Below are 23,999 nucleotides of genomic sequence, written 5' to 3' on the forward strand. Positions count from 1 at the left end.
CCCACACCATGCATCACGATAACCAAACAATCACCACCATGAATCCAAAAACAGATTTCTTCTTCAACGAACCCGGCCAATGGCAGGCAGCATTTCAAAAACTAAGAGCAATTGCCCTGAGTACAGAACTCACAGAAGATCTGAAATGGGGATGCCCATGCTATACCTACGAAGGAAAAAATATTTTCCTGATCCACGGTTTTAAAGAATATTGTGCTCTTCTGTTCTTTAAAGGCGCCCTGATGAAAGACCCTGAACATATTCTCATCCAGCAGTCTGAAAATGTGCAGGCCGCAAGGCAGGTCCGCTTTACAGACGTACAGCAAATTAATGATCTTGAAGACATTCTCCGGTCCTATATGTTTGAAGCCGTTGAAATTGAAGAATCCGGAGCTAAGGTTGAAATGAAAAAGACAAAAGAATTTGAAATGGTTGAAGAATTTCAATCCAGACTGGATCACGATCCGGCACTGAAAGAAGCTTTTGAAGCATTAACTCCCGGAAGGCAAAGAGCCTACCTGCTCCACTTCTCATCTGCCAAACAGTCTAAAACACGGGAAGCCCGCATCGATAAATGCATTCCGCAAATTTTTGAAGGAAAAGCATTAAACGACTAACACTAAAAACTTTACCATATGGAAACACAGAACAAATCTCAGAAAAGAAACAAGATCATCTACTGGATCTTCACCTTATGGATGGCTCTGGGAATGGTGTCTACAGCCATTGTCCAGCTTATGAAAAATAAAGACGAACTCGCGAATTTTACCAACCTTGGCTACCCTGCTTACCTGATGACCATTATCGGAGTCTGGAAAATTCTTGGCGTTATCGCTGTTCTCATTCCAAGACTTCCGTTACTGAAAGAATGGGCCTATGCAGGATTTTTCTTCGTCATGTCGGGGGCATTGGTTTCGCATATTATTGTTGGCGATACTGCCGGAAGAACTTTGCCGGCTCTTTTATTGCTGGTTCTGGTAATTATCTCATGGTACTTCAGGCCTGCTGACAGGAAAATTTCTATGGATAACCATTAAAATGTGCTTGTAAAAACTTTAATTTTAAAGAATCAAACCACTTAAAAATAATTGATATGAGCAAAAAGAAACTGTCGGCGGAACAAAGTACAGAGCTTTTAAAAACCCTGAAAAACCGTTTTGAAAAAAATATGAGCCGTCATAAAGGCTTTGACTGGGAAAAAATTCAGGCAAAATTGCAAGCAGCTCCCGAAAAACTCTGGTCACTGAACGAAATGGAAGCAACCGAAGGCGAACCGGATGTGGTAAGCTATGATAAAAAAACAGACGAATACATCTTCTTCGACTGCTCCCCGGAAAGTCCGAAACGAAGAAGCCTTTGCTACGATTACCAGGCCTGGAACGCCCGTAAAGCCAACAAACCTGAAAGCAACGCTATCGATAAAGCTACGGAAATGGGTATTGAAATACTAACGGAAGAACAATACCGCCATCTTCAGGAACTCGGGAAATTCGATCTGAAAACTTCCAGCTGGATCCAAACACCTGAAAACGTACGGGAACTGGGCGGAGCTATTTTCTGTGACCGTCGTTATAATACGGTTTTCACTTATCATAACGGTGCAGATTCTTATTATGCAGCCAGAGGTTTCCGGGGAATGCTGAAAGTGTAAGTGCTGATTTGGTTCGGGTTCCGGGTTCCGGATTCGGGTTTTGAGTTGAGTTAAGTTGAGTTTGAACATCTAATCAACTATAAATTCCCTCACATGAACGGATTACAAACCAATCAAAATTAAACCCAAACATCTGCTCAAATCTGCCTCATCTGCGAGATATAAAAAAGCACCAATTATCAAAACCCTATGGATTAAAATTTTTCAATATTTTCAAATAACATATTATTTACATTCCATATTCTTTCATATTGAAATACTATTATTAATTTAGTACACAGAAATTTGAATTTAATATAACAACTTTGGATATGAAAAAATTAATCTTACTGGGCTCGTTATCCGTTTTTCTAATGAACTGTAACAAGAAAACGGAAACCCCTGCTCCGAAAGTAGAAAGCGACACAACAGCTGCCGCAGAACCTGTGGTAGATACATTAGGTCCAAAATCATTCTGCTATTTAGGCGTTACCGGAAAAGACAGCGTTTTTGCATCTATCGATGACAACCTGGGAACTATTACCGGAAAACTTGCTTATAAAAACAGTGAAAAAGACAGTTCTAAAGGAGATGTAACAGGTTTTAAATCAGGAGATACTTTGAAATTGACCTATGAATTTCAGTCTGAAGGAACGAAAAGCAAAAGAGATATTTATTTCATTCAGAAAGATAATATTTTAACGGAAGGAATCGGGGAACATAAGGAAGAAGACGGCCAGTCCAAATATGCTGATGAGAAAAAGATCAGCTATAAAGATGGACAAAAACTGGAGCCTGCCGACTGTAAAGTAGTTGCAAAAGCTTTAAAATAATTTAAAAAGGTGGCTGAGGATCTCGAAGCCACCTTTTTTATTACTTTCCGTTAGAGTTCTCTCTCAATAATCTCTATAAAACGCTCCACCGGCTCATCTCCCGTATTCCAGGAAGTTATAAGGCGAATGGCAGAAGATTTTTCATCAATTTTCTTCCAGACATAAAATTCAAAATATTCTGAAAGAGTTTCAATAAGTTCATTGCTTATGATCGGAAAAATCTGGTTGGTATAGGTATCGGCCAGAAACTGCACTCCCTTTCTTTCATAGCATTCTTGATTTTCATAGCCTGGATATTGGCATGTTTTGCCAGATCAAAATACAGATCATCTTTCATCAGCTCCATAAACTGAATGCCGAGAAGACGGCCTTTAGCCAATAAGGCTCCTTTTTGTTTGATATTAAAGGCAAAATCCTGCTGCAGATCCTTATTATTGATGACAATGGCCTCTCCTATCAATGCTCCGTTTTTTGTTCCTCCCAGATAAAAAACATCCGTTAGCTCTGCTACCTTTTCCAGCGTAAGATCACTGATTTCAGACATTAATCCGTGTCCCAGCCTTGCCCCGTCCATAAACAGATACAATCCTTTTTCCCGGCAGAAATCTGAAAGTTCTTCCAGCTCTTTAGCCAGATAAATCGTTCCCAGCTCTGTAGAATTTGATATATAAACCAGCTTCGGCATCACCTGATGCGGAATATTGCTGTGATTTTCCAGAACCGGAACAATATCTTCCGGCTTAAGTTTTCCGTCTGCAGTATCAATGCTTAAAACTTTGTGTCCTGTAGCTTCAATAGCTCCCGTCTCATTATTCAGAATATGCCCCGGCGCTGCTGATATTACACATTGATACGGCCTTAAAATGGCTGAAATTACAATAAGGTTAGCCTGTGTACCCCGGAAACCAGAAAAACTTCAGAATCCGGATTTTTTATTTTTTCTTTGATCAGTTTCTTTGCCTGAAGAGAATAATCGTCTTCACCATATCCGGCCTGCTGATCAAAATTAGAGTGTAAAAGTGCCTGTAGAATATTCGGGTGGCATCCCTCGGAATAATCGTTTTTAAAAGAAAATTTCATAGAGTAAAATTAAAAAAAGTTAAACTAACAAGGGTTCATTTTACATATTATTTTGTTAGATTTGTAATGAAAATCATCTAACATTTTGAGAACAACATTAACAGAAGAAAATTATCTGAAGGCTTTGTTTCATTTAGTTGACAATGAAGGGAAAGTGACGATCAATGAGCTCAGCAAATTTCTGAACGTAAAAATGCCGAGCGTCAACAATATGATGAAGAAGTTTGCCGAAAAGAAATGGGTCATTTATGAAACTTACAAACCTCTGTTAGTCACAGAAACCGGAAAGCGTGAAGCAGCACTGGTAGTTCGCAAGCACAGGCTTACTGAAATGTTCCTGGTGAAAAAGATGAATTTCGGCTGGGAAAATGTCCATGAAATCGCAGAACAGCTGGAACACGTTCATTCACAGATATTTTTCGACAAAATGGATGAAATTCTTGATCATCCTAAATTCGATCCGCACGGAGAACCTATTCCCGATAAAGACGGGAACATCATTGCACAGGACCTTCAAAAACTGAGTGCCTGTACAGCAGGAGAAACAGTTACGTTTGCTTCGGTTACCCTTTCAGATGACGGTTTTTTAAGCTACCTCAATGAAAGGAAACTGCTACTGAATACCAAGATCAAGGTCATTAAGATTGAAGAATTCGACAAATCCATGACTATCGAAATCGGAAACACCAAAGAAGTTCTCAGCAGAAAAGCTACGGAAATTATTTTGGTGAAGAAATAAGTAAACTTCATTCTTCGCGTCCTTCAGCCATATGATGTATGGCTGCAATACATAAATTAAAATCCTGATATACACTAATAACTAATGATGAGAAATATTCTGCCAACAGCAATTATTCTGGCATTTTTCAATACTACAAAAGCTCAAAAAATATTTACTTCGGATATCGATAATTTTTGGACGGCTTATGACCATATCCGGAAAACGGAAAACAATAAAGAAGAAGTTCTGGAAACCTATTTTCTGAATAAAAAAACGGAAGGGTTAAAGGATTTTATGGAAATTAAGCAGTTTAATGAAGATGATTATCTGACCGTAATGGAAAAATATCCTCAATTCTGGAATTCCATTCGTAAAAATACTTTGATTGACAGTAAAAAAATCAGTTCAATTAACAAAGCTCTGAAAAAACTAAAAGTGCTTTATCCCAACAATTCAAACGGAAATATTTATTACACCATCGGTACTTTAAAATCAGGAGGAACAACCCATAATGAAGATTTGTTTTTGGGAATTGAAAAAATTGTAGGTGATAAAAACACAATAGTTTCCGAATTTGATAATGAAAACCTTCAGAAAATGTTTTTGTATATCAATAGTTCACAGCTGGAGCAAATTACCGTTCACGAATTTATTCATACCTTTCAAAAAGCTGGCGAAATCAGCGTACTGTCGAAAGCCATCAATGAAGGTTCCTGTGATTTTATTGCAGAACTGACGATGAACAAAAAGTTCTCTTCACAATATATGGATTATGGGTTTAAAAATTATGATAAGGTAAAATCTGAATTTAAAAATGAAATGTTCAGCCGCAATTTTGGAAATTGGTTTTACAACAGTAATACGAGTAAAAGTCCTGATTTAGGCTATTTCGTAGGGTATGTTATTTCTAAGAAATATTATGACCATTCAAAAAATAAAAAAGAGGCAATTAAAGAGATCATCGAGCTGGATTTTAATAATGAAGAAGCAATTCTCCAATTTGTAGAAAAATCAAAATTCTTTGAAGACAACACTGATATCAGGGAATTAAAATCTGCCTATAAAAACAATCAGCCAAAGGTTGTCCGGATTAACGAATTTGAAAACAACAGCCAAAACGTAGATCCAAAAATAAAACAGATCCAAATTGTGTTTTCAAAACCAATGAATGAAAACATTTCTATTAATTTTTCAAAATTCGGCAAAGAACATTTTCCTTTGAAAAAAATTACAGGTTTAGACAACACAAAAACAATCCTGACCCTTGAAACCGTTGATTTAAAACCTGACACTGAATACGATTTTTACGTAACCGACAGGAGTACCAAATCTGAAGATGGTTATTATTTTCCAGAGCAGGAATATAAGGTGTCATTTAAAACTGAAAAAAACTAGCTTCTGTAAGAGAATAGAATCACTACTGGTGGCTTCGGGAGCCTCAGCCACCATAAATAGGTTAAGCGTATAAAATAGATAAGGATACTTATGAAATTGTATCCTTATTTTTTTGATTTACTTCAACTAATAATAACTTTTACCAACCATAACCACAACTGGTGGCTGAGGCTCCCGAAGCCACCAGATCCTAATATTCCAGCATTCTCAACACCTTCTCGATTTCTTCAGAGGTATTGAAATAATGCGGCGACAACCGAATAGCCCTGTCGAGACCTTTCATGGTAAAATCAATCAGAGCATTACTTTTATTGCTTACCGAAAAGTATACGTTATTCTCTTTTAATATTCTGTATATGTTCTCAATATCCCCATTCTGGTCAACAAAAGTTACAATACTGCTTAAATTCTGACCCTGGTCCATTACTCTTAAGCCGTTGTTAAGCAATCCGTTTCTTAAGGTTTCTGCCAGTTTTTTATTATAATTCTCAATATTCTGCATCCCGATTCCATTGGCATAGTGCAAAGCTTCTGTCAATCCTAAAAATGAACTGATGGAAGTTTCCCAAAGCTCAAACCTTTTTGCCGTTTTAACCAGGGTATAATCGTCAAAATCTGTCCATTGTGCCCCGTTCATATCCAGAAATACCGGAGCCATATCTCTTTCCAGAACTCTGTCTGACACATATAAAAACCCTGTTCCTCTGGGCCCGCGTACAAATTTCCGGCCTGTAGCGGTCAGGAAATCACAGCCTATCTTTTCAACGTCTACAACAATCTGCCCCACAGACTGGCAGGCATCAACAAGGTACAAAACATCATATTGACGGCAGATTTTTCCCGCTCCTTCCACATTCTGGATCAGTCCTGAATTTGTCGGAATATGGGTGACTGCCACAAGCTTTGGATTATATTTTTTGATCAGATTTTCAAGGCCTTCCAGATCCAATTCATGATCGGAAAGATTTTTAACCCTGATTAGCTTCACTCCCCTCTTTTTCTGTAGTGAAAAGAAAGCCATCTGATTCGAGACATAATCATCATTGGTCGTAATAATAACATCTCCGTCTCTGAATTCAATACTGGATAAAGCCTTTGCATAAGCATCCGTAGAACTTACTGTAAAAGCAATATTATCGGGTTGAGTATTAATCAGTTGAGCTGCTTCAGCATAAAACCGGTTGAGATGTTCTGACTTTCTGTCGGCAGATTCATAAGCCCCATGCTGCTGTTCCAGAAGAATATGATCTGTCATTGTTTCAGCAACGATATTTGGCATCAACGATCCTCCTGCACTGTTCAAAAATATTTTATCTGTACAGCCGGCCGTCTCCTGTCTGATAGTATTGAAGTCTATTGTATCCATTTTGGAATTGATTTGAATGCATAAAAAATCCCGAAATTTCAAGTCCGGGATTCATATTTTTATTTGTTTTGTTAATCTAAAACACTCCAGCCTCTTTTCGGATTGGTATTGGAAGACACTTCCTGTTCATTAACAATAATGTTTTCTTTTCTCTGACCGATATAATCCAGCTCGCTCAGTTTAGAGAAAATAATTTCTAAACTGCGCAGCATCTGCTGGATATACAATAATGGTTCTCCACAGTTGTGATGATCGTAATTGGTTTCCGCTACAATAGAAAGCTGGTTCAGTAATGTATGAGGGGCAATTTCGCTCCATTCAAGGCTGTAATTCAGCATTTCTTCCAGTTCTGCGGGTACCAGAAGCTGGGTGGAGTTGTAAAGGTGCAAAGCAAGTTTCGCAAATGATTCGATTAAGAATACCGGCGGCTGCCACGGAATAATATTTCTGAACTGGAAATACATATCCCCGAACGTATTTACCATGGTAGTACACAAAAACTTAACGTTCTGTGCCAATGCCGTATTCTGGTTTTTATGAGACGCTTTCTGTATAATTTTAAATGCGTACTGCTGCAGATTTCCAATAGATTTTGCATAGCTGCTGTAATAATCCAGTAAAGCGGGATGACTCTGAATAGACGTACACGGAGGGATAAAGTTGGTGTCTACCTGCGCTATATTGGCCCTTAAATCCACTTTTCCGATGATAAGATAGTTTCCTCCGGAATAGCTGCTGTTCAGCGAAGTGACAGGAAGAAGCTCAATATGGTGGTTAGGCTGTGCATTAGGATGACGCGGTGGAATTTCTTCAGGGTCTATATCCCCAAAAGGAACTTTATCAAAAGGGTTTACAGAGATCAGGATATAATATTCACCATCTGCCTGCTCTTCGTTCATGGATTTTGCAAGAGATTTCACACTGACTCTCCTGTCGCTCAAATCGATGCGGTAACCCGCCATGGTAATGGCGCTGCATCTTTTGATGACAAGCTGTACATCATTCGTAGCGGTATTATGAACATCAAAGATTGTTTTGTCCGTAAACTCGTTGGAAATAGGTAAAAGCCCGTAATTATATGTAGTGATCCCTAATGAACTGGAATCTCTGATCGTGTCAATTAAAAAATTATCCTGATCATTAAGGTGTTTCTGGGAAACTTTCATCCCGTCTACCCAATTGATCGCAAAATGCTTAATAGGCTGTATCATATTTAATACTTTTTAAATTTTCTGTGATTATGATTTTTTCAATACTCCTTCTTCCTCATGCTGGATAACTCTTTTGCAGATCACTACTTCATTTTCTGAAATGTTGTTTGATGAGATATCCTGGTCGAAATCAATATACTTTCTAAAACTGAAAAACGATTTTTTGGTGTAAAAAATCCAGTAGTAAGGCTCTTTTTCTGCATCCGAAAGGTGAATGATAGAATTCGGGTTTTTATGGTTGTAATCGTCGACTACCCTGTAAAACCAGTCTCCGAAAGTAACCCCTGTCGGAAGTGTCTTTGCTTTGATCCTGAATCTGTTGGCATCTTCAAGGTTTTTGCTTAATTCTACGTTTAATACCATCAAACGGTCAAAATCAACCCCTTCAAAATCCGGCAGCCTCTGGTCCGGAGAATATCTCCATGTTTTGTAGATATCAAAAGGAATGCTGATAAACTGAACATAACAATAATAAAAAACCATCGGAACAATAAAGATAACCATACTTGTAGCAGCCATTACCGCATTTCCGTTTCCTTTGCTGATCCAGTTAAAGATCAGGGTAAATAAATATCCCCCGAAAGCAATACACGTTAATGAAAGAATAGATTCAAACAAGATGCTCATTCCTACAGAATCGATATGCTTTCTGAAATACCTGTGCAGGAGATTCACATGAATAATACCAAAAATAAGATAAATCACCTGTGCAATAAGATACCAGTACGGGTTAAAAAGGTTTTTTGAAAAACCAAAGATTCCCGGTAAAGCCAGGCATAAACTGCAAAGAAGAACGTATATAATAATTACTTTAATTTTGATCGCAGGCTTGTTTCTTCTGATAATCCCCAGAATAAACATCATGATCACTGCGATTAAAGGCATTAAAATATACCTTAAAAAAATACCTTTTACTGAAGAAATTTCCATTAGTTTTTTTTCAAATTTATACTTTGTTGGTAGGTGTAAATATAATAAATTATTTTAGAGGAATGTAGAGTATCCAAGCCGGCTGGCATTTCTTTCATCATCTTCCAGACTGAAGGAATATTCTTCTTTCTCTGTAATAAAATTTTCTTCTACGTCTACCGTTACCGGAAGAAAATAGTTATATAAAGCCTGCAGAATATTTCTGAAAGGACTTCCGGAAATATACTTTTTCATTTCCGTATAAGGAATCGGGCCAATATTGACTACCCAGTTCCGCTGCCCGTCCATATGCTTTCCGCTGGGAATATAGGTAACACCTAATTTTGAATTTCCCAACAGCATCGAATCGTCATTCCGTTCTATTCTGTCAATAATATTCGGTGCAAAGGTAACTTCTACCGGCACCTGAAGGAAGGCTGTCATGCACCTTTCAAACCATCTTTTGTCCCCTCTGATCTGATGAAAAAAAGGCAAAATATAGATGAAAATATAAGCATTCTGCTTGTCAAGCATTTTGATAAGGGGCCAAAGCTCGCTTACAGTTTCCAGAAGAGTATCCGTACCGCTTGAAATATCAAATTCAGATTCTTTAAGCAGGGAACTGATTTCTGTAAAAAACACTTCCAGCTCAAAAGGCCGGAAAAATTTCCGGGCATCCTCTTCTACTTTTTTCTGCTTGCGGATTTCCCGGACTACAGAATCTACATTCTTTCTTGAAGCTCCCAGAGACGGCGGATGAAACAGCCCTTCGGGAAGATAATCATAAATCCCTTCTCTGTAGGTTTCTATAGTGAATACCTCTTCATCAAATCCCAAATAACTGCTCGAAATACTTTTGATATCCTTAAGATAAGCACGGTCGTTGATTCCGATCCGCTCTATAAATATATTGCTTACCGCACGATGGTATTTCAAAAGATTTACCGCTACGGCTTCAGCTTTGAAGTCGGTCTGCAGTTTATTGTAATACATGTCTACAATATTATTCTCATACATAGTGTTTGCTGTGATTATGACTTGTAAAGATAATATATCTCGTAAGTTTGAAAAAATAATTTGGCTATAATTTTATTCTAAAAATACTAATTTATTGACAGTAAAAGGAATATTCTGTAACAAATTCCGTAAAAATACGGTAAACAGCTACATTCATGAGGTTTTACCCTTTGACGCTAAATGAATTTTATCATCTGATATGGAGGGTATTACAATATTTTTTCACTTATTTCAAACACCGTCTGAAAATTTTACTCAGGCACTTTTTTATTCAGATTAAGTTTTATTAACATATACCGCGGAAGAAATTGATCATAATTGGTACAGGTTCGAAAAGCGGTCCGTATCTTTGCAGCTTGTAAAATGTTATTTATAATGAAAAGTATTTATTCTAAAATTCTGATTTTAGCATTCATTTCATCTTCCCTTTATTCTTATGCATGGGGACTGACGGGGCACCGCATTATTGCAGAGATTGCAGAAAATCACCTGTCGGGTAAGGCAAGAAGAGAAATAAGAAAAATAATGGGAAAAGAACGCCTTGCCTATTGGGCAAACTGGCCGGATTTCATCAAATCTGACACTACCGGTGTCTGGAAAGAAGCGTCATCATGGCATTATGTAAATGTAGATCCACAGGCAGACTATAAAGCATTTGACCAGAAGCTGAAAATGCAGGCGGGTCCTAGTCTTTATACTCAGGTTAACACTTTGTCCAGCCAGATCAAAGACGAAAAAACCTCTGAAAAAGACAGAAAAATTGCACTGATCTTCCTTATTCATATCATGGGAGACCTGGCGCAGCCTCTACATGTAGGCCGTGCAGAAGATCTTGGCGGAAACAAAATCAATGTAACCTATTTTGGAGATAAAACCAACCTTCACTCCGTATGGGATGGGAAACTGGTAGATTCACAAAAATACAGCTATACTGAGTATGCAAGTCTTTTAGACATTAAATCCAAGGATGAAGTAAAGCAGATTCAAATGGGAACTGTGGAAGACTGGCTGTACGATTCTCACAAGATAGCCAATAAAATCTATGCTCAGACGCCAAACGATTCAAAATTATCCTTCGATTATCAGTATAAATTCAATGATACGCTGGAAAGACAGCTTCTTTACGGAGGTCTGAGACTGGCAAAACTGTTGAATGATTTGTTTTAATAGTTAATGGTTGCTGGTTATCCGTTGATAGCTTGTCGAAAATAATAAAGCGGGACTTCGGTTTCGCTTTTTTTGTTGAAAGATTTATGGTTGAAAAGTTTCAGTCCATGTCTGAAATCTGCTATCTCACATCTGATGTCTACCCAAATTTAAAAAATAATTAAAACTGGTGTAACCTTTTTACCACTTCATACGTATAATATATAGTAACTCTTTTTTGAGGATAAAAATAGATGAGACAATTAAAAATCACTAAGCAGGTAACCAACAGGGAAACTGCTTCATTAGACAAGTATTTGCAGGAAATTGGTAAAGTGGAACTGATCACTGCGGACGAAGAAGTAGAATTGGCACAAAGAATACGTGCAGGCGACAGAGCAGCACTGGAGAAACTAATCAAAGCCAACCTTCGTTTCGTAGTTTCTGTATCCAAGCAATACCAAAATCAAGGTCTTTCTCTACCCGATTTGATCAATGAAGGTAATTTAGGACTTATGAAAGCGGCAAAAAGGTACGATGAAACTAGAGGTTTCAAATTTATCTCTTACGCGGTATGGTGGATCCGTCAGTCAATTTTACAGGCTTTAGCTGAACAATCCAGAATTGTAAGGCTTCCTTTGAACAAGATTGGATCTATCAACAAAATCAATAAAGCATACGCTCACCTTGAACAGGAAAACGAAAGACCACCTTCCCCGGAAGAATTGGCTGAAGTTCTTGACATGAGCGAGGAAGATATCAAAGAATCTATGAAAAACTCCGGAAGACACCTGTCTATGGATGCACCTTTAGTAGAAGGTGAAGATTCTAATCTTTATGATGTATTGCGTTCAGGAGAATCTCCAAGTCCGGATAAAGATCTGATGCTTGAATCTCTTCAGATTGAGATTGAAAGAGCATTGAATACTTTGACTCCAAGAGAGGCCGATTTGGTAAGATTATACTTCGGACTGAACGGAAAACACCCGATGACTTTAGAAGAAATCGGTGAAACTTTCGATCTTACCAGAGAGAGAGTTCGTCAGATCAAAGAAAAAGCGATCAAGAGATTGAAGCACAATACCAGAAGTAAGATTCTGAAATCTTATTTAGGTAAATAAATTTATCGCAAAACAATGTAGGCGGAGTCTGGTTTCAGGCTCCGTTTTTTTTATACCTGCTCAAAACTTGGGATTCATCATTTTCTCAACTTCAGCTAAAACAAAAGGAACTTTAAAATGCAACTGTAACAATCTTTGGACTATCTTCAACTAATCTAATAAAACCAATCTAAAACATTATGAAAAAAATACTTTTTATTTCCGCCCTAGCCTTATCAGTCCTTTCCTGTAAACAAAATGATTCCGGAAATGCCGCAGCAGTTGAAAATGCTGTTGATGATACAAATTCCTCCATAAAAGGTTCTTTTGAGAGTGGCCGTAGTGAGAATATGATAGATAAAATTTACTCTGAACTTCTGAAAAAAGATAAAAACCTTAAGGAGCTGGACGAAAAGCTTGTCAAGCTTAACGAAGAAAGCAGAAAGGTTCTTACAGTGTATGAGGAAATACTCAATAAATCCGAGTCATTTTATCAGGATGCTCATTTTCAGGCTACCAATGTTAAAGATTCCCTCTTAAAACAGCAGCTGGAAAAAGAAATTACAATAAGCTCCGGCAACTACAATCAGAAAATAAGCAAAGTAAAAGGACTGATCGACAAAGTGAATACAAACAATGATCACATCACCAATCTGTATACTGCTTTCAAAATCAGGAAAGCGCTTCCTGAGATTGAAAAATACCAGAATGCTCACCCTATGAAAACAGACAACCTGGAAAGCTTTATCAAGAAACAGAATGCATTATTGAGCGAACTGAAAAATATAAAATAAATGAATTACACCACAAAATGGCTTACAGATAATACCCGGACAGAAGAGCTGGTTAACTTTTTTATCACTCACAAAACAGATTCCTATATCTCCCACGGTGAAATTATTTCCGGACGGGCTTTAGATTCCAGCCATTGGAATCCTGATCTTAAAACAATATTGACTGAACAGTTTCAGTCCGGTTTTAGTGCTGATCAAAATTCAAAATTAAACATTCTGATTGCTGAAAATATGGAAGGGAAGATTATCGGAATGCTGATTTTCAATATCATCCGTGGATTTAAAAATTATGCGGTATTGGAAGATATGCTTTTGGATCAGTCGATCAGAGGACAGTCATTAGGAAGTACATTGCTGGAAAAAGCTGTAGCAGAGTCTAAAAACTGGAATATCAGTTTTATGATGCTGGAAAGTGGTATTGACAATACTGGAGCTCACCATTTCTTCGGTAAATATGGATTTAAAAAGGTATCTGAGAATTATATTTTAAACTTTTAAAAGAAATTACAACCCATTCTGGTGCACAATATATCAATAATAGGCGCAGGAATTGGTGGATTGGCACTGGGAAATAGGCAGCTTTTTTATTGGCAATTTCTCAAAAATATTATTTTTTTCTTCATTCAATTTTTGATACTGTTTGAAATAATTGGAGAATGATTCACTTTCTTTCGGATTTGATTTCTGCCAGGCCTTTAATGCCTCACTCTGCTTCCTATAATTAAGGAATGTTGTCGTATCTATGATCATATTTCCCTGTGTTTTTATCTCCTGCAGCACATCAGTTCTTATTTCCTGTTTCGTCCGGACACTCTCCTTATACCATTTCACTCCGGAAAGAGCACTGAAAATCCCCAATCCCCAGCCCGATACAATAACAAATAGGGTGACATATAAAATAGGTTTATAGTGGTTGAAGTAATCTTTGTACGTTTCAAGCTGCCTTAGATCCTCCGGAGAAATTCCTACCTTTACATTTCCAACTTTTTCCTTAATCTCTTTCAGATTTTGCTCTACGAAGTGTTCTGTTCGTTTTAGCTTTTCATCCATAATGGATACTCCGGAGCTCAGACTTTGAAATTCTTTGTACAAAGATTCAGTTTTGATCTTGAGTTGTTCCATTAGCTCCATAGAGTTGAGCCCTTCCGTACCAAAATTTTGATTTTCTTCCATAATTGATTTTATATACTTAGGATAAAACTATGAAACAACTGTACAGCTTTTTACAGCATCCGTTTCAGTAGCACTGGATTTTATGCAATTATTTTGATAAAATTTTAATCAAATTCTTATAAATAGTAAAATTAATAATATAGCTGCAAATAAATATCACAAACAATTGAATATTATTAAAATAAAACTCATTGACAATTCAAAATTTAAATATAGCCGTTATCAATCACTAAAATATGGATTTTTTACGTTTAGTCTATAAATTAGTTATAATAAATCACTTTAACATGAACATCGTTTAATATAGATTTATATATTAAATAGATTTAACAAAAATTTAACAATAAAGATATATTAAAATCAATTTGGCATTTTTACTTAAAATCGCTAATCCTGACAAAACAAAATAAATATACTGGTCTTATATGAAAGTACCGAAAAAACTTAATGCCGTCAGAAGAAAATTCATGCACAGCATTACAAAAAATATAGGCAAATCAAGCTCTTCTACCGTACATGCCCAAAACACAACGATAAAAAAAATATTAATCTCACGTCCAAATCACAGATTAGGAAATCTTTTATTGCTTACCCCCATTGTTCAGGAGGTTACCAATACATTTCCAAATGCCACGATTGATCTGTTTGTAAAAGGAGGTATCTCTCCCACTGTTTTCAAAAATTATGAAAATGTTGACCAGATTATCCAGCTTCCCAAAAAACCCTTTAAAAATTTATTTAAATATGTAAATGGCTGGTTTACGTTACGTTGGAAAAAATATGATCTGGTGATCAATTCTACAAACGGCTCGTCATCAGGAAAGCTATCCACCCGGCTGGCCAATGCCAAATACAAATTTTACAGTGAATGGGATGAGGAACTTCATCTGAAACATCCGGATTACGAGCACTCAGCCAAAAATGTGATCTACAATCTGAGGAAATTCCTGACCCAATCGGGATTTGGAGAAAACACAAGCAAAATCCCCTATTTAAATATAAAATTAGATCAGGATGAAATAGAGGACGGTAAAAAAAGTTATTCCAGATCTTCAATAACAACAACAAAACAATTTGCCTGTTTACGAATGCTACAGGAGATAAATGCTATTCCGAAAACTGGTGGAATTCTTTTTATGACCATCTGCAATCTGAATTTCCTGACTATAATTTTGTAGAGCTTCTGCCCGTAGAAAATATTTCTAAATTAAATTTTAAAATCCCTACTTTCTACAGTACCGATATCCGGGAAATGGGCGGATTCATTGCCAATACCTGCATTTTTATCGCTGCTGATAATGGAGTGATGCATTTAGCAAGCGCATCAGGAACGCCAACGCTAGGTTTATTCTCCGTCACCAATGAAAATATGTACAAACCTTATAATGATAAAAGCTTTTCCGTAGATACCAATCAGCTCAATGAAAATGAAATATCAGATCTGATAAAAAAAACACTTCAATGATGACTACAGGCCAATATAGAGCCGCATGAACTTAATGAAATTTGAATATATTAATACTGCCCCATGTTACTATGAACCTTATCGTTGCAACAGATTACGCCCATTACGCAGCTGATGTACTCCGCATTATAAAGAATTTTCAGAATGAAGGGAACCTAATAGGACCCGGAACCAGAAATATTGTAAAGTGGATCATCATCAACAATATGACCCTTAATTTCAAATCATTTAAACAGCATAATATAATTAACAGGCATGTTTATAAATTTTACCGTAAATCCAAAGCAAAACGTTCTTTTGAGTATGCCAATCTGCTGATTTCTAAAAACTTCTATACCCCAAAACCTATTGCTTATGTGGAATTTCACGACTGCATTGGTTTAACAAACAGCTATTATATAAGCGAGCAGCTGGAAAACGGGTTTACATTGGAAAATGTATTTCTCAACAAAAGTTCCTTTGAAGACTGGCAGGAAATTGTTAAAGGATATACTTTATTAATCTATCAGTTACATGAACAGGGAATTGAATTCATTGATAACTCTCCCGGTAATTTTTTAATAAAGAAAATCGACAATGAATACCGCTTTTTTCTGGTGGACTTAAACCGAATGAATTTTCATGAAAAATTTGAAATTCCTGACAGGTTCAAAAATTTTTCACGGTTGACCAATGACCCGGAAATCCTGCAAATCATATGTCAGGAATATTCATTGTTATCGGGAATTTCCCGCGAAGAATGTCTTGAACAAATCATTAAAGCTACAAACAGACAGAAAACCAAGCGTAAAATAAAAAAAGTGCTGAAGTTTTATAAATATTTTCTAAAATAGAACTGGTTTATAAAATTCGGATAAAGTATAAAAAAGGTTGCCATTTCTGGCAACCTTTTCATTAATAGGTTAAAGTAAGTCCGGCTCCCCAGCCCATTTCATTATCATAGTTTCCTGAAACGGATAACCATTTTTGTAAAATATATCTCAATCCGGTTGAGAATTCTCCGTCTGAATTAAGAGAAAAATTCCCTCTTATCCTTCTGGAAATCGGAATATCTTCCCTGCTCAGCTCCAGGAGTACTTTTCCGTTCTGATCCACGCTGGCATCAGCTGTTATCAGCATTGGCAAAAGATACTGTACCCCAACTATGAATGCATATTTGTCTTTTGAAGCTTTCTGCTGGCCAAACCAAGTTTTCTTACCTTGAAATTTCATGCCCATCTCTTCTGTCATCTGGCGCTCCATGATCTCATGATTTTTCTGAAACCTGAAACCGGCATAGGGAAGCGCCCATTGAAATTTACCCAGAAATCTTCCCACCTTCACATTTCCTTCAAAATGATCAAAATCCCAGTTGGAATGAAACTCGTTCAGGTTGGCCCATCTCGGTCCGAACATAGTCATCGTTTCAGCGTGCAGCTTATTGCTTGCAACATCGAGCATGGCCATTGAGCTGATCATTTGATTGTCTTTCAGGAAATTTTTCCAAGCCAGTTTTCTGTCCGGAAGCTGTGGATTGGGCTTGGAATTTTCATAACTGAATATTCTCCCCATTCCGGCCATCATATGGTATAAAATATGGCAGTGGAAAAACCAGTCACCATCCTGGTTGGCTGCAAATTCAATAGTATTGGTTTCCATCGGCATAATGTCCACAACATTTTTCAACGGGGAATATTCTCCTTTTGAGTTGATCAGCCTGAAATCATGACCGTGAAGGTGCATCGGATGACGCATCATCGAGTTATTGTACATGGTAATTCTCAGGATCTCCCCTTTTTTCACAAGGATTTTATCGGTTTCGGTTACCGTTTTGTTATCCAGCGTCCACAGATAATGGTTCATGTTTCCTTCAAGGGTAAATTTAAGTTCCCTTACATTTTCCCCGGGAAGAATGGTCTTTTCAGGAGATTTTAAAAGATTGTATGTCAGCCTTTTGATAGGCTTTTCTTCCTTCATATCCATTCCTGAATGATTTTCATGCCCGGTTGATGCTTCCGGAGCCATTGCTGAATGATCTTCTTCTTTGGTTTTAACCCCCATCATCTCATTCATATGCTTCATGGTCATTTTTCTCTGGCTTTCAGACAGTTCAGGATACATTACTTCATTCATATCCATCATCTGGTTGCCCATCGTCATATTCATCGGTTTCATATTCCCGCTCATTTCCATCATTCCGTTCATCATTTTCATTCCCTCAAACAGCATCAGCCTCGGCAGGTTTGGCGCCTCTACTTTTTCACCGGAGCCCAGCCATAATGAAGCATGTCCTACCCTGTCTTCTGATGTGGAACGGAACTCAAAGCTTTTATTTTCGGGAATAGTGACTTCAATATCATACGTTTCGGAAACCCCTATGATGAGACGGTCAACTTCTACCGGAACCACATCATTTCCGTCATTTCCCACTACTTTTATTTTTCCGCCGCCGTAATTCAGCCAGAAATAGGTGGATGAGCCGCCGTTGGCCACTCTCAGCCTTACTTTATCTCCGGCTTTCAGATTGGAATAATCAGAGCTTGGAAGTCCGTTGATCAGGAATTTATCATAGTAAACATCACTTACATCCATGGCTTCCATTCTTTTCCATTCATTCAGGGCTTTTGTCCCTAAATTTCCGGATTTGATCGCTTCCCAGTAGCTTTGTACTGCATTTTTTTTGATGGCATACCAGTCCGTATTGGCCATATGAAGCCTTCTTGCGATCTGCATCGGGTCTTCATCGCTCCAATCGCCTAATAATACAGGGATTTCTTTCGTATAAGCGGGTTTGGGCTCCCCTTCTCTTTTATTGAATACCAAAATACCGTTCATTCCAATCTGTTCCTGCAGGGCCTCGTGGGAATGGTACCAATAGGTTCCGTTCTGAGATACCCTGAACTTATACAAGTGTGTTTCTCCGGGAGTTACAGGTTTTGTAGTAAGGTAAGGAACGCCGTCATGCTCATTGGGAAGAATCACACCATGCCAATGAAGTCCTGTATTTTCTTTGAGCATATTGTGAAGATAAATCTCAGCAGTATCCCCTTCTGTAAAATATAAGGTAGGTGCCTGCAGTTTTCCGTTAATGGCAATTGCTCTTCGGTTTTTTCCCGTAAAATTGACGATCGTATCTTTTACATACAGATCATACCTTACCGTTTTGCCTCCAAAAGTAACTTTTCCGTTTTCAGAATTTCTTTTGAATGCAGTATGACCTGTTTCCGGTTTTTCTGCCGGCACGGACTGCTTGCTTTCCTTTTCTATCAGCTCCATTCCGCATTTCGGGCATTTGCCGGGTTTTGCAGATGTTACCTCCGGATGCATAGGGCAAGTATAAACAGGCTGTGCCTGAGGCAAAGTTTTGAAAGATTTTATTTCAGGTTTATCTTTTTTAGTAACCACTGCCGCTCTGGGAGCCGGATTAACCTTAGTCTGAATTTTAGCTTTCTTTATTTTAGGCTTAACTTCTGTTGCTTTCTGTACTGCTTTGGGTTCAGCTTTCAATTGTGGCTGTGCCGTGACTTTCGGTTTTACCACAACCGTTTTCTTTACCAGAGTCATTTTGCATTTCGGGCAGTCTCCGGGTTTTGAAGAGACTACTTCGGGATGCATTGGACAGGTATAATAGGTTTTCGTTGCTTGGGCGAAAGTAAAAACAGTAAACAAAAGCATCAGAAACATGATTATCTTTTTCATAATATTCTGAACTTTAAAAGATGTATAGCTTAAATCAAATTAGATATTAAACTATACAACACATTGTTTTAAAATGAAATACAATAATTATTTTATTTCCGACTTTACACTTCCGCAAGAAAGCATGGATTTTCCGTAGTATGGATTCAGGATTTGTTTTTCGTCACTTAACCAGCTGGAGTCTGCCATTGGGCAATATTGTACATAAACTGGTTTTTCCGAAAGTTTAAACTCTTTTGTCAAAGCGATCATGTTCTCGGAAAGGTTGGAAAATGTTTCTCTTTGCGCTGTAATATCTCTTGCATCAGAAATTACTGTGGCATCTTTTCTTAAAATATTCAGATTTCCCTCCGAAACCAATTTGTAATCAACAGTTGAAGCCGTTTTGATAAATTCTGCTGCTGCTTTTGAGGTTGTATCAGCATCATCGGAAGCCAAAGCAGATTTAATGGCAATATAATTCTGGTACAGTTTTGAAATCTGGGCATCTTTTTTAGACTGTGCAGAAAGTGAAATAATAGAGAATAAAGAGAATGCTGCTGTAATGATATACTTTTTCATTGTTTTAAAATTTTAGAATTAATTTTTTAATAAAGAATAATTGAAACGCAAGATGCGTAGAAACCTGTTGCCAGCGAAAGCGCAATCATCTGATTACACCAGACAACGGACGGTTTTTAAATTCTAAAATTACAATGATTGATATAAATAGGAACCGGCCTGTATTCGGGCGGACCGTTGATTTTTATCTGGGTAAATTTTGAAGCTGAAAAAGACTTGTCTATAAAGAAAAATTCATGCTGTACGAATGCTGGAGCGATCTGGCTTGAAAAGTCGATTTTAAGCAAATCCGATTTCTGGGAATCATCAACTTTTACAACTTTGATTTCGGTTTTACAACATCCTTTTTTTCTTTAACACCACATTTTCCACATATATCGGTGGTTTTCTGGCTTACGGAAACAAATTCCTCCATACAGAAATGTACGCTGAAAGCTGCTCCGGAAGAAAATCCAAAGTAGAAAACAGAGAATAATATGGCAAGAATCTTTTTCATTGATAGAGCAAAGTTAAAAATATCCCTGAAACCTGTGTTATAAAATTCTGTGTACTTATTATAAAATTCAGCAAAATAAAAAGCTTCTGAAATTCAGAAGCCTTTCTATTCTCTCGCTGATTTTACAGATTGAGCAGATTTTTTATTCTGAGTTATCAGCTAATTTCTAAAATCTAGCTTCTAACTTCTATTCTAAAGTTTGAATTCAAGTTTTACATTGAAAAAACGTCCTGTAAGACGCACCGGAACCGGGTACATTACACTTGAATTGTAATCCGTGATCCACTGGTTGGCCACCGTATTGTTAATATTAAATGCATTGAAAACCTGAACTCCTAAGGTTAATTCCTCAAAATTACCCCAGAAACCGTAACGCTTTTTCTTGTCTTTGGAATCAATGAATACTTTTGAAAGTCCTAAATCGACTCTTTTATAAGCTGGTAATGTTCTCTGATACTGGTAAGGATCAGTAAAAACAGGTGCTCCGTTCGGAAGTCCCATAGCGTATACCAAAGTAAGGTTGACACGCATAGACGGGAATTTCGGCATATAATCCTGATAGAACATGGCAAACCTGAATCTCTGATCGGTAGGTCTCGGAATATTTCCTCTTCCGTCAATATTTTCATAGACTCTGGCATAACTTGCAGACAGCCATGAATCTACTCCCGGAACAAATTCACCAAACAATCTGGTATCAATTCCATAAGCATATCCCGAAGCATTATTTTGCCCTGAATAACGGATTCTTACGTTATCCATATAATATGGAATCAGGTCGTCCATCTTCTTGTAATACGCTTCCGTAGTCAGCTTGAACGGTCTGTCGTACATATAGAATTCATAGTCGTGACCAAGGATCAGCTGCATGGAACGCTGGGATTTTATATTGGAATTAAAGTTTCCGTCCAGATCTTTGATTTCTTTATAGAAAGGCGCCTGGTAATAGATTCCTCCCGAAAGCTTGAAGAGCATATCGGAATCCCAGTCAGGTTTTATGGCAAACTGGAATCTTGGTGAAAAGATCGTTTCTTTATTAAAGCTCCAGTTGGAAACCCTTGCTCCTGCATTCACAAATACTTTACTGGCTCCCCAGTAAAATTTCTGGGAGTACTGGGCATATGCAGAAAGCCTTGAAGGCTCTATTTTATTTTTACCGGCAATCTGATAGAACAGTTCCAGGTCTCCGGATTCCCCGGTTCTCGGATCGTCAATAGGCCGCGGAATGCTGTATCCTGAAGAGTCTACCAGCTTCCATTCGTTGGTATTATCACTCAGGTTTTCTTTTTCATATTTTACTCCTACCTCTATATCTGTATTGATATTAGGAGAGAATTTTGCTCTGAACTGAGTTCCATAAGTTCTTACAAACAGGTCATTTCTGGCATGTTCTATCTGCCCGCCCCCATCAAAAGAAGGAACTGGATCTCCTGTTATTGGATCAAAAGTCTGGATCTCATAGCTTGAAGCGATAGAATAATATTCTTTTTCCCTGTTCTGATAGGCAAAACTGTCCAATGTAAACTTCCACTGATCCGAAGGCTTAAAGTTCAGAGAGAAAGTTCCCATCATGTTTTTGTACATATCCTGCTCTTTTCCGCCATAGCCGATATTGACCGTAATCGGCTGCTGAAGGCTTCCGAAAGTTACACTTTTGGCTTTCGGAACCATTTCGTAATCATTCTTGGAATAATATCCGATGAATGACATGGAGAATTTATCGTTGAGATGATAGTTGATATACGACTGGAAATCCCAGTAAGTCGGGTTAAAATCCGTATCTTCATTCAGGGTATTCAGGACAAGATTGGTATTTCTGTATCTTCCTGAAAACAAAGCGGTCAGCTTTTTATTTTTTGATGCCAGACCAGCTGTCAGTCTTCCTCCTATCAAACTGGCTTCTCCCGAAAGTTCAAACTTTTCAGGTTCACGGTAATAAATATTCAGTGCTGAAGACATTTTATCACCATATTTCGGCTCAAATCCTCCGGCAGAGAAGTTGACCGTCGAAACCATATCAGGATTGATGATACTCATCCCTTCCTGCTGGGAATTCCTGATCAGAAAAGGTCTGTAGATCTCAATATCATTAATGTAAATAAGGTTTTCGTCATAGTTTCCGCCACGTACCATATATTGTGAAGACAGCTCGGTATTGGAGTTTACGGAAGGAAGTGTTTTAAGAAGGCCTTCAATTCCACCGCTTATGGTAGCAGCTCCTTTAGCGTCCTTTGCTGAAATTTTGACATTGGTAATGTCGTTCGTTTTTCCGACTACTTTTTTCTGGAAAACGACTTCCTCAATATCGGTTACTTTATCTGCCGTATCTCTTTTTCTGTTTTGAGAGAAAATAAGCATGGGAACCATAAGGCTCAACGGTAAAACTAGTTTTTTCAAAAGAAATGCTTTAAAATTTCAAACGTGAATATATAAATTTTATTTTAACTTATTTAAACTTTATTTAACATTTCAGCTCTGGAAAGTTAAAATCCTCCAAATATTGTTTTTACCTTTTTAATATAGTATCCGGAAAGTAATTTTTTGAATTTAAATAAGCTTTAATAAATTATAAAATTGATTCTCTAACTCTTGTTAATTTTTGCAACAAATCTTCCAGTAAATCCAATCTTAGCATGTTGGCACCGTCTGATAAAGCGGTTTCAGGTGTAGGATGGGTTTCAATGAAAATTCCGTCTGCCCCGACAGCAATACCTGCTTTAGCCACGGTTTCGATAAGATCCGGTCTTCCGCCTGTAACGCCGGAGCTTTGGTTAGGCTGCTGTAATGAGTGGGTAACGTCCAGAATAACCGGCGCATACTCTCTCATCGTAGGAATACCTCTGTAATCTACAATAAGGTCTGTATATCCGAAAGAATTTCCTCTTTCAATAATAGCCACTTTCTGGTTATTGGAATCTGTGATTTTCTGAACGGCAAATTTCATGGATTCAGGAGAAAGAAACTGCCCTTTTTTAAGGGTTACGCATTTTCCGGTTTCCGCTGCAGCTACCAAAAGATCGGTCTGGCGAACCAGAAATGCCGGAATCTGAAGCACATCCACATATTGTGCGGCTAAAGCTGCATGCTCATTTTCATGAATATCCGTTGTCGTAGGAATATTAAAGGTCTCTCCTACTTTTTTAAGAATTTCAAGGGATTTTTCTTCACCGATGGTTGTAAAAGAATCTACACGGCTTCTGTTGGCTTTTTTAAAGCTTCCTTTGAAGATATAGGGAATATTGTATTTGTCTGTTAGGCTGATTACTTTTTCTGCAATTCTTAACGCCATATCTTCGCCTTCAATGATGCACGGACCGGCAATAAGGAAAAAGTTTTTTGAATCTTTGTGTTGGATATTATCTAAATACTGGATCATTTTTATTTCAATTAAAAAGTTCAGTAAAAATACTTATAAAGTTTCAGA

At 37.5% G+C, this 23,999-nt stretch carries 22 protein-coding genes and 2 pseudogenes; 13 read left to right on the top strand and 11 right to left on the bottom strand.

Translation table 11 applies throughout. From position 1 onward, the window contains the following. Window positions 1-38: 38 nt before the first annotated feature. The 4 genes from N4G44_RS10100 to N4G44_RS10115 all read left to right on the top strand — a co-directional run bounded on the left by N4G44_RS10100 (window position 39) and on the right by N4G44_RS10115 (window position 2,463). Window positions 39-617: a YdeI/OmpD-associated family protein gene (locus N4G44_RS10100; protein ID WP_474926486.1), complete on the top strand. Its 579-nt coding sequence runs from the start codon at window positions 39-41 to the stop codon at window positions 615-617. An 18-nt stretch (window positions 618-635) separates the two neighbouring features. Beyond that, on the top strand, window positions 636-1,037 hold the full coding sequence (locus tag N4G44_RS10105) for a DoxX family protein (RefSeq protein WP_474926487.1): 402 nt from the start codon (window positions 636-638) through the stop codon (window positions 1,035-1,037). A gap of 56 nt (window positions 1,038-1,093) precedes the next feature. Then, window positions 1,094-1,651 carry a DUF4256 domain-containing protein gene (locus N4G44_RS10110; protein WP_474926488.1) on the top strand — a complete coding sequence of 186 codons (558 nt, stop codon included), beginning with the start codon at window positions 1,094-1,096 and terminating at the stop codon, window positions 1,649-1,651. A gap of 311 nt (window positions 1,652-1,962) precedes the next feature. Next, entirely contained in the window at window positions 1,963-2,463 is a 501-nt protein-coding gene (locus N4G44_RS10115) for a hypothetical protein (RefSeq protein WP_474926489.1), read from the top strand. Window positions 2,464-2,513: 50 nt separating this feature from the next. Here N4G44_RS10115 and N4G44_RS10120 read toward each other — a convergent pair. Next, window positions 2,514-3,543: pseudogene (locus N4G44_RS10120) on the bottom strand (threonine aldolase family protein). 85 nt (window positions 3,544-3,628) lie between these two features. Between N4G44_RS10120 and N4G44_RS10125 the strand changes: the two are divergent. Together N4G44_RS10125 and N4G44_RS10130 are read left to right on the top strand one after the other, a co-directional pair. Next, a complete protein-coding gene (locus tag N4G44_RS10125; RefSeq protein WP_474926491.1) occupies window positions 3,629-4,282 on the top strand; it encodes a metal-dependent transcriptional regulator in 654 nt (217 codons plus the stop codon). A gap of 84 nt (window positions 4,283-4,366) precedes the next feature. After that, the gene (locus tag N4G44_RS10130; RefSeq protein ID WP_474926494.1) at window positions 4,367-5,659 is read left to right on the top strand and encodes a DUF2268 domain-containing putative Zn-dependent protease; all 1,293 of its coding nucleotides are present in this window, start codon (window positions 4,367-4,369) and stop codon (window positions 5,657-5,659) included. Between the two features lie 190 nt (window positions 5,660-5,849). Here the strand turns inward: N4G44_RS10130 and N4G44_RS10135 are convergent, their stop codons facing one another. From N4G44_RS10135 to N4G44_RS10150, 4 genes are all read right to left on the bottom strand, one after another. Further along, window positions 5,850-7,025 (bottom strand): aminotransferase class V-fold PLP-dependent enzyme, encoded by a 1,176-nt coding sequence (locus N4G44_RS10135; RefSeq protein ID WP_474926496.1) that lies wholly within the window; start codon window positions 7,023-7,025, stop codon window positions 5,850-5,852. Window positions 7,026-7,096: 71 nt separating this feature from the next. Further along, window positions 7,097-8,236, bottom strand: coding sequence for a hypothetical protein (locus N4G44_RS10140; protein ID WP_474926497.1), 1,140 nt, complete (start codon window positions 8,234-8,236; stop codon window positions 7,097-7,099). A gap of 27 nt (window positions 8,237-8,263) precedes the next feature. Continuing rightward, window positions 8,264-9,166: a TssN family type VI secretion system protein gene (locus N4G44_RS10145; protein WP_474926500.1), complete on the bottom strand. Its 903-nt coding sequence runs from the start codon at window positions 9,164-9,166 to the stop codon at window positions 8,264-8,266. Window positions 9,167-9,220: 54 nt separating this feature from the next. Continuing rightward, complete coding sequence (locus N4G44_RS10150; protein WP_474926501.1) at window positions 9,221-10,162, bottom strand: type VI secretion system baseplate subunit TssG; 942 nt, start codon at window positions 10,160-10,162, stop codon at window positions 9,221-9,223. Between the two features lie 375 nt (window positions 10,163-10,537). Between N4G44_RS10150 and N4G44_RS10155 the strand changes: the two genes are divergently transcribed. The 4 genes from N4G44_RS10155 (at window position 10,538) to N4G44_RS10170 (ending at window position 13,700) form a co-directional block, all read left to right on the top strand. Further along, a complete protein-coding gene (locus N4G44_RS10155) occupies window positions 10,538-11,329 on the top strand; it encodes a S1/P1 nuclease (RefSeq protein ID WP_474926504.1) in 792 nt (263 codons plus the stop codon). 233 nt (window positions 11,330-11,562) lie between these two features. Next, entirely contained in the window at window positions 11,563-12,429 is an 867-nt protein-coding gene (locus N4G44_RS10160; RefSeq protein WP_002979276.1) for a sigma-70 family RNA polymerase sigma factor, read from the top strand. A 179-nt stretch (window positions 12,430-12,608) separates the two neighbouring features. Continuing rightward, window positions 12,609-13,202, top strand: coding sequence for a hypothetical protein (locus tag N4G44_RS10165; RefSeq protein ID WP_474926512.1), 594 nt, complete (start codon window positions 12,609-12,611; stop codon window positions 13,200-13,202). Then, on the top strand, window positions 13,203-13,700 hold the full coding sequence (locus N4G44_RS10170) for a GNAT family N-acetyltransferase (RefSeq protein WP_474926513.1): 498 nt from the start codon (window positions 13,203-13,205) through the stop codon (window positions 13,698-13,700). A 33-nt stretch (window positions 13,701-13,733) separates the two neighbouring features. Here N4G44_RS10170 and N4G44_RS10175 read toward each other — a convergent pair whose 3' ends face one another. Further along, window positions 13,734-14,375 carry a hypothetical protein gene (locus N4G44_RS10175; RefSeq protein WP_474926516.1) on the bottom strand — a complete coding sequence of 214 codons (642 nt, stop codon included), beginning with the start codon at window positions 14,373-14,375 and terminating at the stop codon, window positions 13,734-13,736. A 425-nt stretch (window positions 14,376-14,800) separates the two neighbouring features. Here N4G44_RS10175 and N4G44_RS10180 point away from each other — a divergent pair, with 425 nt between their 5' ends. The 3 genes from N4G44_RS10180 (at window position 14,801) to N4G44_RS10190 (ending at window position 16,673) form a co-directional block, all read left to right on the top strand. Continuing rightward, entirely contained in the window at window positions 14,801-15,553 is a 753-nt protein-coding gene (locus N4G44_RS10180; RefSeq protein WP_474926518.1) for a glycosyltransferase family 9 protein, read from the top strand. Between the two features lie 74 nt (window positions 15,554-15,627). Further along, entirely contained in the window at window positions 15,628-15,840 is a 213-nt protein-coding gene (locus tag N4G44_RS10185; RefSeq protein ID WP_474926519.1) for a glycosyltransferase family 9 protein, read from the top strand. Window positions 15,841-15,881: 41 nt separating this feature from the next. Continuing rightward, window positions 15,882-16,673 carry a lipopolysaccharide kinase InaA family protein gene (locus tag N4G44_RS10190; protein WP_474926520.1) on the top strand — a complete coding sequence of 264 codons (792 nt, stop codon included), beginning with the start codon at window positions 15,882-15,884 and terminating at the stop codon, window positions 16,671-16,673. A 61-nt stretch (window positions 16,674-16,734) separates the two neighbouring features. On the opposite strand, the gene N4G44_RS10195 is transcribed toward N4G44_RS10190, so the two are convergent. From N4G44_RS10195 to kdsA, 5 genes and pseudogenes are all read right to left on the bottom strand, one after another. Then, window positions 16,735-19,518, bottom strand: a complete 2,784-nt coding sequence (locus tag N4G44_RS10195) for a multicopper oxidase domain-containing protein (RefSeq protein WP_474926522.1) — start codon at window positions 19,516-19,518, stop codon at window positions 16,735-16,737. Between the two features lie 87 nt (window positions 19,519-19,605). Next, window positions 19,606-20,079 (bottom strand): DUF3347 domain-containing protein, encoded by a 474-nt coding sequence (locus N4G44_RS10200; RefSeq protein WP_474926525.1) that lies wholly within the window; start codon window positions 20,077-20,079, stop codon window positions 19,606-19,608. Between the two features lie 116 nt (window positions 20,080-20,195). Next, a pseudogene (locus tag N4G44_RS10205) lies at window positions 20,196-20,575 on the bottom strand (HYC_CC_PP family protein). Between the two features lie 192 nt (window positions 20,576-20,767). Continuing rightward, a complete protein-coding gene (locus N4G44_RS10210) occupies window positions 20,768-22,972 on the bottom strand; it encodes a TonB-dependent receptor plug domain-containing protein (protein ID WP_474926527.1) in 2,205 nt (734 codons plus the stop codon). Window positions 22,973-23,141: 169 nt separating this feature from the next. After that, entirely contained in the window at window positions 23,142-23,951 is an 810-nt protein-coding gene (gene kdsA, locus N4G44_RS10215; RefSeq protein WP_474926529.1) for a 3-deoxy-8-phosphooctulonate synthase, read from the bottom strand. Window positions 23,952-23,999 lie beyond the last annotated feature (48 nt).

This window comes from Chryseobacterium sp. GTID13 (genome assembly GCF_056172655.1).

Excerpts from the sequence above, each read along its gene's own strand:
- N4G44_RS10100 (WP_474926486.1), top strand. The coding sequence starts at position 39 with ATGAATCCAAAAACAGATTTCTTCTTCAACGAACCCGGCCAATGGCAG.
- N4G44_RS10105 (WP_474926487.1), top strand. The coding sequence starts at position 636 with ATGGAAACACAGAACAAATCTCAGAAAAGAAACAAGATCATCTACTGG.
- N4G44_RS10110 (WP_474926488.1), top strand. The coding sequence starts at position 1,094 with ATGAGCAAAAAGAAACTGTCGGCGGAACAAAGTACAGAGCTTTTAAAA.
- N4G44_RS10115 (WP_474926489.1), top strand. The coding sequence starts at position 1,963 with ATGAAAAAATTAATCTTACTGGGCTCGTTATCCGTTTTTCTAATGAAC.
- N4G44_RS10130 (WP_474926494.1), top strand. The coding sequence starts at position 4,367 with ATGATGAGAAATATTCTGCCAACAGCAATTATTCTGGCATTTTTCAAT.
- N4G44_RS10135 (WP_474926496.1), bottom strand. The coding sequence starts at position 7,025 with ATGGATACAATAGACTTCAATACTATCAGACAGGAGACGGCCGGCTGT.
- N4G44_RS10140 (WP_474926497.1), bottom strand. The coding sequence starts at position 8,236 with ATGATACAGCCTATTAAGCATTTTGCGATCAATTGGGTAGACGGGATG.
- N4G44_RS10145 (WP_474926500.1), bottom strand. The coding sequence starts at position 9,166 with ATGGAAATTTCTTCAGTAAAAGGTATTTTTTTAAGGTATATTTTAATG.
- N4G44_RS10150 (WP_474926501.1), bottom strand. The coding sequence starts at position 10,162 with ATGTATGAGAATAATATTGTAGACATGTATTACAATAAACTGCAGACC.
- N4G44_RS10155 (WP_474926504.1), top strand. The coding sequence starts at position 10,538 with ATGAAAAGTATTTATTCTAAAATTCTGATTTTAGCATTCATTTCATCT.
- N4G44_RS10160 (WP_002979276.1), top strand. The coding sequence starts at position 11,563 with ATGAGACAATTAAAAATCACTAAGCAGGTAACCAACAGGGAAACTGCT.
- N4G44_RS10165 (WP_474926512.1), top strand. The coding sequence starts at position 12,609 with ATGAAAAAAATACTTTTTATTTCCGCCCTAGCCTTATCAGTCCTTTCC.
- N4G44_RS10170 (WP_474926513.1), top strand. The coding sequence starts at position 13,203 with ATGAATTACACCACAAAATGGCTTACAGATAATACCCGGACAGAAGAG.
- N4G44_RS10175 (WP_474926516.1), bottom strand. The coding sequence starts at position 14,375 with ATGGAAGAAAATCAAAATTTTGGTACGGAAGGGCTCAACTCTATGGAG.
- N4G44_RS10180 (WP_474926518.1), top strand. The coding sequence starts at position 14,801 with ATGAAAGTACCGAAAAAACTTAATGCCGTCAGAAGAAAATTCATGCAC.
- N4G44_RS10185 (WP_474926519.1), top strand. The coding sequence starts at position 15,628 with ATGGGCGGATTCATTGCCAATACCTGCATTTTTATCGCTGCTGATAAT.
- N4G44_RS10195 (WP_474926522.1), bottom strand. The coding sequence starts at position 19,518 with ATGAAAAAGATAATCATGTTTCTGATGCTTTTGTTTACTGTTTTTACT.
- N4G44_RS10200 (WP_474926525.1), bottom strand. The coding sequence starts at position 20,079 with ATGAAAAAGTATATCATTACAGCAGCATTCTCTTTATTCTCTATTATT.
- kdsA (WP_474926529.1), bottom strand. The coding sequence starts at position 23,951 with ATGATCCAGTATTTAGATAATATCCAACACAAAGATTCAAAAAACTTT.